General features: G+C 71.2%; 6 protein-coding genes. 3 read left to right on the top strand and 3 right to left on the bottom strand.

Annotated features, from left to right (window positions below):
* Window positions 1-308: 308 nt before the first annotated feature.
* Window positions 309-860, bottom strand: a complete 552-nt coding sequence (locus M878_RS71190) for a MarR family winged helix-turn-helix transcriptional regulator (protein WP_023549056.1) — start codon at window positions 858-860, stop codon at window positions 309-311.
* A 122-nt stretch (window positions 861-982) separates the two neighbouring features.
* Between M878_RS71190 and M878_RS71185 the strand changes: the two genes are divergently transcribed.
* Complete coding sequence (locus tag M878_RS71185) at window positions 983-2,257, top strand: MDR family MFS transporter (RefSeq protein WP_023549053.1); 1,275 nt, start codon at window positions 983-985, stop codon at window positions 2,255-2,257.
* A gap of 186 nt (window positions 2,258-2,443) precedes the next feature.
* Here M878_RS71185 and M878_RS71180 read toward each other — a convergent pair whose 3' ends face one another.
* Both M878_RS71180 and M878_RS71175 read right to left on the bottom strand, forming a co-directional pair.
* Window positions 2,444-4,090, bottom strand: coding sequence for an ATP-binding SpoIIE family protein phosphatase (locus M878_RS71180; RefSeq protein WP_023549051.1), 1,647 nt, complete (start codon window positions 4,088-4,090; stop codon window positions 2,444-2,446).
* Between the two features lie 131 nt (window positions 4,091-4,221).
* Window positions 4,222-5,601, bottom strand: coding sequence for an NAD(P)/FAD-dependent oxidoreductase (locus M878_RS71175; RefSeq protein WP_023549050.1), 1,380 nt, complete (start codon window positions 5,599-5,601; stop codon window positions 4,222-4,224).
* Window positions 5,602-5,979: 378 nt separating this feature from the next.
* Between M878_RS71175 and M878_RS71170 the strand changes: the two genes are divergently transcribed.
* Both M878_RS71170 and M878_RS71165 read left to right on the top strand, forming a co-directional pair.
* Window positions 5,980-6,750, top strand: a complete 771-nt coding sequence (locus tag M878_RS71170; protein WP_031225437.1) for a TetR/AcrR family transcriptional regulator — start codon at window positions 5,980-5,982, stop codon at window positions 6,748-6,750.
* A 238-nt stretch (window positions 6,751-6,988) separates the two neighbouring features.
* A partial coding sequence (locus tag M878_RS71165; RefSeq protein ID WP_031225436.1) for an RNA polymerase sigma factor occupies window positions 6,989-7,981 on the top strand: 993 nt, incomplete at its 3' end.

Below are 7,981 nucleotides of genomic sequence, written 5' to 3'. Positions count from 1 at the left end.
TGTCTGACTCCCAGTCAGGGGGGTTTGTCTTCCTGGCCGTTGGGCCGTTCCGACGTCTCAAACCTTAGCGGATCCGCTCGGTGATTCCCAATCGGGCCACCGGGCTTCCATTCGAATTGAATTCGGGCACGCCGAAATCAACCCGTACGGGAGATCGTGCAGTGGTGTGAGGGGGTGCCGCTCGAAGCGGCGGAGGTGCTACCGCAGAACCGTTACGGCCCCGTGGCAACCCGGAGAACTTTACGGAGCCGACAGGTGCGTGTCAACCCACCCCTGTCAAGATCTTTTTCGAGTGGTCCCGGGTGGCCTCAGTCAAGGTCGCTGAGCCGGCCGCCAGCGTCCGGCTGGGCGTGCTCCACCCTGATCAGGAGCCTGGTCAGGACCTCGTCGAGCACCGCGCGCTCCGCGGGGGTGAGGTCCTGGAGGAGGTCCTCCTCGAAGACGGTCGCCAGGCGCATCGCCTCCAGCCACTTCTCTCGGCCCTCCGGGGTCAGCTCGACGATGACCCGGACGCGGTTGGACTCGTCGCGCTCCCGGGTGACGAGTCCCTCGGCGACCATGCGGTCGATCCGGTGGGTCATCGCGGCCGGCGTGAGGCCGAGGCGCTTGGCGAGGTCGCTGGGGCCCATGCGGTAGGGGGCGCCGGAGAGGACGAGTGCCTTGAGCACCTCCCACTCGGCGTTGCTGATGCCGAGGGCGGAGGTCTGCCGGCCGTAGGCGACGTTCATGCGGCGGTTCAGTCGGGACAGCGCCGACACGATCTTCTCGACCTGGGGGTCCAGGTCCTGGAACTCGCGTTGGTAGGCGGCGATCTGCTCTTCGAGTGTCGGCTCGGTGACGTCGGGGGCGGTGTCGGCCATGGGCGCAGTATGGCACGCAGCTCCTTTGCGTTGAAGTCCTTCACTGTGTACTCTTTAGCTTCGAACTTTAGCTTTGAAGTCTTCAGGACTAACTAGTGAGAGAGGTGAACGTGACCAGGGCGATGGGCGCAGCGATGCGCCGGATCCACGTGGGCAACGCACTCAGCGCGTTCGGGCTCGGCTTCACCGTCCCCTACCTGTACGTCTATGTGGCGCAGGTGCGAGGGCTGGGAGCCATGACGGCGGGACTCGTACTCGCCGTCTTCGCCGTGGCCGCGCTGATCGTGCTGCCGTTCGCCGGCCGGGCGATCGTGCGGCGCGGCCCGCTGCCGGTCCTGCTCGCCGCCCTGGTCACCGCCGCGCTCGGCGCGCTGAGCCTGGGGCTCGCGAGCAACGCCGGCGCCGTACTGCTGTCCGCTGCCGCGCTGGGCGCTGGACAGGCCGTGATGCAGCCGGCGCTGGCGACGATGATCGTGGACTGCTCGACGGCCGACACGCGGTCCCGGGCGTTCGCGATGCAGTTCTTCCTGCAGAACCTGGGGCTCGGTATAGGCGGCCTCATCGGCGGTCACCTCGTCGACACCACGCGCGTGTCGTCGTTCACGCTGCTGTTTGCGATCGAGGCGGCGATGTTCCTGCTGCTGGTCGTGGTGATGGCGACGGTGCGGATGCCGCACTCGCCGCGGCTGGAGGACGCTCCGGCGTCGGCTAAGGGCAGCTGGAAGCAGTTGCTCGGGAACCGGGCGATGGTGCAGCTGTGTGTGCTGGGCTTCGTGCTGTTCTTCGCCTGCTACGGCCAGTTCGAGTCCGGGCTGAGCGCGTACGGCGTCGAGGCCGCCGGGATATCGACCTCCGCGCTGGGGACCGCCCTGGCCGCGAACACGCTGATGATCGTGGTCGCCCAGTTCGCCGTGCTCAAGTTCGTCGAGCGGCGCCGGCGGTCTCGTGTGATCGCCGGGGTCGGACTGATCTGGGCCGTCGCCTGGCTGGCCGCGGGGTACGCGGGGCTGGGCCACGGCAGCCAGGAGATGGCGACGGCCGCGTTCGTGTCGACGTACGCGCTGTTCGGGCTGGGTGAGGCGATGTTGTCGCCGACGGTCGCGCCGCTGGTCGCCGATCTGGCGCCGGAGGGGATGGCCGGGCAGTACAACTCGGCGTTTGCGCTGGTCAAGCAGCTGGCGTTGGCCGTTGGGCCGGCGGTGGGCGGGCCGCTGGGGGCCTCGCTGCATGCGCCGTACATCGTGACCTTCCTGCTGTTCTCGCTGGGGATCACGGTGCTGGCGCTGCGGCTGGGGCGGCGGCTCACGGATGTGCAGGACCGGCCGTGGCTGGCGCGCGGGAGCCGCGTGGTCACGCGCGGCGGTGCGCCTGCGGAGCCGGTGGCGGCGGAGGCGTAGCGCACCCGCTACCGGGGCAGGGCACGTTTCGGGCGCTGCTGGCTGGGAGGTGCCGCTGCGCTATGCGGCCGACGGCACCGCGGTTCCCGAGGGGCGCGGGGCTGTATCGATATGCGGCTCCGCCGCGTGGGCGCAACCAGCCACGACGCACCCGCACCCGGCAGACAACAGTCACCCCCACGGCGCCTAGCCCTTCGTGAGCACGAACTCGCACCACACCGCCTTCCCGCCGCCCGGCGTCCTTCTCGATCCCCAGTTGGACGCGATGGTCGCCACGATGGCGATCCCCCTCCCCGACTCGTCACCCGGTTCCGCGCGCCGGCGGCGTGGGAGGTGGTCGTCGCCGTCCGTGACCTCGATGATCAGGCGGCGGTCGGTGCGGCGGAGCCGGAGGCGCATGGGCGGGGTGCCGTGTTGGAGGGAGTTGGCGACCAGCTCGCTGGCGGCCAGGACGCCGAGGTCGTGCAGCTCGGACGGGAAGCGCCAGCTCGTCAGCACGCCGGAGGCGAAGGCGCGGGCGCGCGGGGCCGCTTCCACGCCGCCGAGGAGTTCCAGGGCCGCGTTGCGGAACAGGTCGCCGTCGGGGCCCGTACGGGATGGGTGCTGGAGGACGAGGACGGCCACGTCGTCGTCGTGGTCGGCGGTGACGCCGGCCGAGCGGACCAGGCGGTCGCAGACCACCTGGGGGGTGCCCGTGGCGCCCGCGAGGGCGCGTTCGAGTGACGCGATGCCCTCATCCAGGTCCTCGTCGCGGCGCTCGACCAGGCCGTCCGTGTAGAGGACCGCCGTCGACCCCGGGCCCAGCGCGATCGAACCCGAAGCGTGCATCCAGCCGCCGGTGCCGAGCGGCGGGCCGGTGGGTTCGTCGGCGCGGGAGACCGTGCCGTTCTCGTCGCGGACCAGGATGGGCAGATGCCCCGCGGAGGCGTACACCAGCCGGCCCTCGTTCGGATCATGGACGGCGTAGACGCAGGTGGCGATCTGGTTGGCGTCGATCTCGGTGGCCAGGCCGTCCAGCAACTGGAGCACCTCGTGCGGGGGCAGGTCCAGGCGGGCGTATGCCCGGACGGCCGTCCGCAGTTGGCCCATCACCGCCGCCGCGCGGACCCCGCGGCCCATCACATCGCCGATGACCAGCGCCGTGCGGCCGCCGCCCAGGGTGATCACGTCGTACCAGTCGCCGCCGACCGCCGCTTCCGTGCCGCCGGGCAGGTAGGTGGCGGCGATGCGCAGGTCGTCGGGTTGTTCCAGCTCCTGGGGGAGCAGGGAGCGCTGGAGGGTCACCGCGGTCTCGCGCTGGCGGCGCTCGCTGGCCCGCAGCCGTTCGGCGGCCTCGGCGTGGTCGGTGACGTCGGTGGCGAAGACGAGTACGCCGGCGTCGCGGTCGCCGTCCTCGGCGACGGGCGTGCAGGTGAAGGTGTAGGAGCGGCCGTCGACGGCCTTGCGGGACTTCAGGGTGCGGGGCTTGCCGCTGCGCAGCACCTGGTCGAGGAGCGGGAGCAGGCCCAGTTCGGCGAGTTCGGGCAGTGCCTCGCGGGCGGGGGCGGCCGGAGGTCGTACGCCGAAGGCCGTCGTGTAGGCGTCGTTGACGTAGGCGAGGCGGTGGTCGGGGCCGTGGACCAGGGCGACGAGGGCCGGGACGCGGTCGAGGACGTCGCGCGCGGGCAGTTCGTCGACGGCGGGCACCGGGGGTGCGTCGCCGGCCGGCTGTCCGGCGCGGGCCGCGGGCACGGAGCCTTCCCCCCGCCGGTCCGGGGAGACCGGGGTCTCGGTCCGCGCGGCGGCGCGGCGCTGCGTTCCGGGGAGCCGGGCGCTCCAGCGCGTGAAGTTCACTTGGGAAGAAGCCTCGTGGGTGCTGAGGGCGGGTGGGTGGCCCGTCCGCGGACGTGGGGCAGTCTGGCAGGGGGCGTGCCGCGGCGACATCCGTCAGACGCCTGGGCGAGCCGGGGAGTTCCTGGGTCCGGTCAGGACGACCCCTTCGGGTCGTCCGAGGGGCTGTGAGGAGGCTTTCCACCGGCCGCGAGTTCGAACTCCGCTCGCGGATGTTCGAGTGAACCGAGCGAGACGATCTCCCGTTTGAAGAGCCCGGCGAGGGTCCATTCCGCCAGGACCCGGGCCTTGCGATTGACGGTGGGCACCCTGCTGAGGTGGTAGACGCGGTGCATGAACCAGGCAGGGTAGCCCTTCAGCTTGCGCCCGTAGACCTGGGCGACGCCCTTGTGCAGGCCGAGGGAGGCGACCGAACCGACGTACCTGTGGGCGTACGTCTCCAGCGGTTCGCCGCGCAGCGCGTGGGCGATGTTGTCGCCGAGGGTGCGGGCCTGGCGGACGGCGTGCTGGGCGTTGGGCGCGGTCTCGGTGCCGGGCTCGGCGGCGGTGACGTCGGGTACGGCCGCCGCGTCTCCGGCCCCCCAGGCGTGCTCGGCGCCGTCGACGGTCAGCTGGGCGGTGCACTTCAGCCGGCCGCGCTCGGTGAGCGGCAGATCGGTGGCGGCGAGCAGGGGGTGCGGTTTGACGCCGGCGGTCCACACGAGCGTACGGGTCGGGAAGCGCTGGCCGTCGCTGAGGACGGCGACGCGGCCGGCGCAGGAGTTCAGGCGGGTGTCGAGGAGGACCTGGATGTTACGGCGGCGCAGCTGGGTGACGGTGTAGCGGCCCATCTCCGCGCCGACCTCGGGGAGGATGCGGTCGGACGCCTCCACGAGGATCCATTTCATGTCCTCGGGTCGGACGTTGTGGTAGTAGCGCGCGGTGTAGCGGGCCATGTCCTCCAGTTCGGCGAGCGCCTCCACGCCCGCGTAGCCGCCGCCCACGAAGACGAAGGTGAGGGCGGCGTCGCGGATCGCGGGGTCGCGGGTGGAGGAGGCGATGTCCATCTGCTCGATGACGTGGTTGCGCAGGCCGATGGCCTCTTCGACGGTCTTGAAGCCGATGCCGTACTCGGCGAGGCCCGGGATGGGCAGCGTGCGGGAGATCGAGCCGGGGGCGAGCACCAGCTCGTCATAGCCGAGGAGTTCGGCCGCTCTGCCTTCCTCGGCGGTGGCGAGCGTGGCGACCGCGGCGGTGCGCACCGCGTGGTCGATGGCGGTGACCTCGCCGATGACGACATGGCACTGGTCCAGGACGCGGCGCAGCGGTACGACGACATGACGAGGGGAAATGGAACCGGCGGCCGCTTCGGGAAGGAACGGCTGGTACGTCATGTAGGGGTCGGGGGTGACAACCGTGATCTCGATCTCACCCCGCTTGAGCTCGCCCTTCAGCTTCCGCTGCAGACGCAGGGCCGTGTACATCCCGACGTAGCCGCCGCCGACAACCAGAATGCGCGCACGTTCCTTCACCATCCCATGACGCACCCGGCGCAGTTGTTTGTCCACAGCCCCGGCAATTTGTGTGACTGACGGCCGGGTGGGCGCGAGGTCGGCGGCGCTGTCGGGGTGGGACGAAAGGGGGCAGGTCAGCGGGGGCGGGCGAGGGGGCGCGAAGGTGGCGAAACGGGACGTACGAGACCCGTACTCCGATCGGGGGGCGCACTGTGCGGAACCTGCCCCTTCTGAATTGACTTCCTCTCAACTATGTTCGTGTGTCGACGGGGTGTAGGGAATGTGGTCGAACGGGTATCGCGACGGGCGGACCCGGTCGAGACCGATGCCAGTTCCACGCACTCCCGATTCAGTGGCGGGGAGAGTCTCCGGGGGGAGACGTCATTACCGGGGGAAGACATGCATGTTCAGGACACACATTGGTCATCCGCAGCCGCCATCGCGCCCGGTGGCGGGGCGATGAGCCCGGCGGTGGGCAACGTGCCTGCGGACGGGGCGCGTACGACGCCGCTGCGGGTCGACGCACAGCGCAATCTGGAGCACGTGCTGCGTGCGGCGCGTGAGGTCTTCGGCGAGCTGGGGTACGGCGCGCCGATGGAGGACGTGGCGCGGCGCGCCCGGGTCGGGGTCGGCACGGTGTACCGGCGCTTTCCCAGCAAGGACGTGCTGGTCCGGCGGATAGCCGAGGAGGAGACGGCGCGGCTGACCGAGCAGGCGCGGGCCGCGCTCGGGCAGGAGGACGAGCCGTGGTCGGCGCTGTCGCGGTTCCTGCGGACGTCGGTGGCGTCGGGGGCGGGGCGGTTGCTGCCGCCGCAGGTGCTGGTCGGCTCCACCGGTTCAGCCGGGTCCGGTGCGTCGGTGGGGTCGGCTGATGAGGCCCGGGTGCCTCAGCAGCGGGTGCAGCCGGGCAGTGGTGAGCTTCGGCTGGTGCCTGGGGAGTCCGGTGGCGCTGCCGATGACAGCGGGGTCGGGGAGTTGCTCGATGTGGTCGGGCAGCTGGTCGAGCGGGCTCGGGCGGCCGGGGAACTGCGGGCGGACGTGTCCGTGGGGGATGTGCTGCTGGTGATCGCCACGGCGGCACCGTCTCTGCCGGATGCGGCGCAGCAGGCCGCTGCGAGTGCGCGGCTGCTGGACATTTTGCTGGAGGGGCTTCGGTCTCGGCCGGCGTAGGGGCTTGGGAGTCACTCGAACGCGGGGTGATCCCCATCGCGGCGGGGCCGCACATCACATGCGGCTCCGCACCTCTTAGGAGGTTGCGGTTCACTCGTCCGAGGAGTGGTCGTAAGGCTGTGCTGACAACAGCCCTCGGATGAGTGGATGCCGTGCACGAGGGGTCCTTGAATAAAAGACAATGTGGCACTCTGAGCCGGTAAGGGTTGGGCTGGGCCGGTGCCGGGGGCTTTCCGCGATGGGCGTTGACGGGTGGGACGAGTCACGCGGTGACGACGCGGGCCCGGATGCGGCCGGGCTGACCCCACCCCAGGTGCCGAATCAGGGCGGTCGTCCGGCTTCGTCCGGTGCACGGAGCGGCCGGAGCGTACCGGCCCAGCGCGACGGCAGTGTGGTGGTGCCGCCGCCCCGGGAAGGGCCGCCCGACGACGGCGCGCTGATCGAACGGATGCGCGCCGGTGACGACTCCGCGTACGAGGAGCTGTATCGGCGGCACGCGGACGCCGTACGGCGGTACGCCCGCACCTGCTGCCGGGACGGGCACACCGCCGACGACCTCACCGCAGAGGTCTTCGCCCGGATGCTGCAGGCGGTGCGCGGGGGATCCGGGCCCAAGCACGCCGTACGCGCCTATCTGCTGACCTCCGTTCGGCGCGTCGCCGCGCACTGGACCAGGTCCGCCCGGCGTGAGCAGCTCGTCGACGACTTCGCCGTCTTCGCCCAGCAGGCCGCCAGGGGTTCGGAGGTCGCCGACGACACCGCATCCACGGGCTCCTTCGGAGCGGGGTTGGACCTCGGCGCCGATGTGCGCGCGATGCACGAGGCCGAGCAGTCCATGGCCATGCGGGCCTTCCGCTCACTGCCCGAACGCTGGCAGGCCGTGCTGTGGCACACCGAGGTGGAGGACGAGTCCCCGAGCGATGTGGCCGTGCTGTTCGGGCTGGACGCCAACGGCACCCGGGTCCTCGCCAGCCGTGCGCGCGAGGGACTGAAGCAGGCCTATCTCCAGGCCCACGTCAGCGCCTCCCTCTCCGGTGACGAGGAGTGCGCCCGCTACGCCGACCAGCTCGGCACCTACGCCCGCCGCAAGCTGCGCATCCGCGCCGAGCGGGGCCTGCGCAAGCATCTGGAGGAATGCGCCAAGTGCCGGCTCGCGGCCGCGCAGATCGAAGAGGTCGCCGGCGGTATCCCCGGTGTCGTCCCGGTCGCGGTCATCGGCTGGTTCGGGGCC

This window comes from Streptomyces roseochromogenus subsp. oscitans DS 12.976 (genome assembly GCF_000497445.1).
GTDB classification, from domain to species: domain Bacteria; phylum Actinomycetota; class Actinomycetes; order Streptomycetales; family Streptomycetaceae; genus Streptomyces; species Streptomyces oscitans.
Note: the sequence above shows the minus strand (reverse complement) of the source record. Positions and strands in the feature narration are given on the sequence as shown.

Bases quoted from the DNA above. Each gene is read 5' to 3' on its own strand.
- M878_RS71190 (WP_023549056.1), bottom strand. From the start codon at position 860: ATGGCCGACACCGCCCCCGACGTCACCGAGCCGACACTCGAAGAGCAG.
- M878_RS71185 (WP_023549053.1), top strand. From the start codon at position 983: ATGGGCGCAGCGATGCGCCGGATCCACGTGGGCAACGCACTCAGCGCG.
- M878_RS71175 (WP_023549050.1), bottom strand. From the start codon at position 5,601: ATGGTGAAGGAACGTGCGCGCATTCTGGTTGTCGGCGGCGGCTACGTC.
- M878_RS71170 (WP_031225437.1), top strand. From the start codon at position 5,980: ATGCATGTTCAGGACACACATTGGTCATCCGCAGCCGCCATCGCGCCC.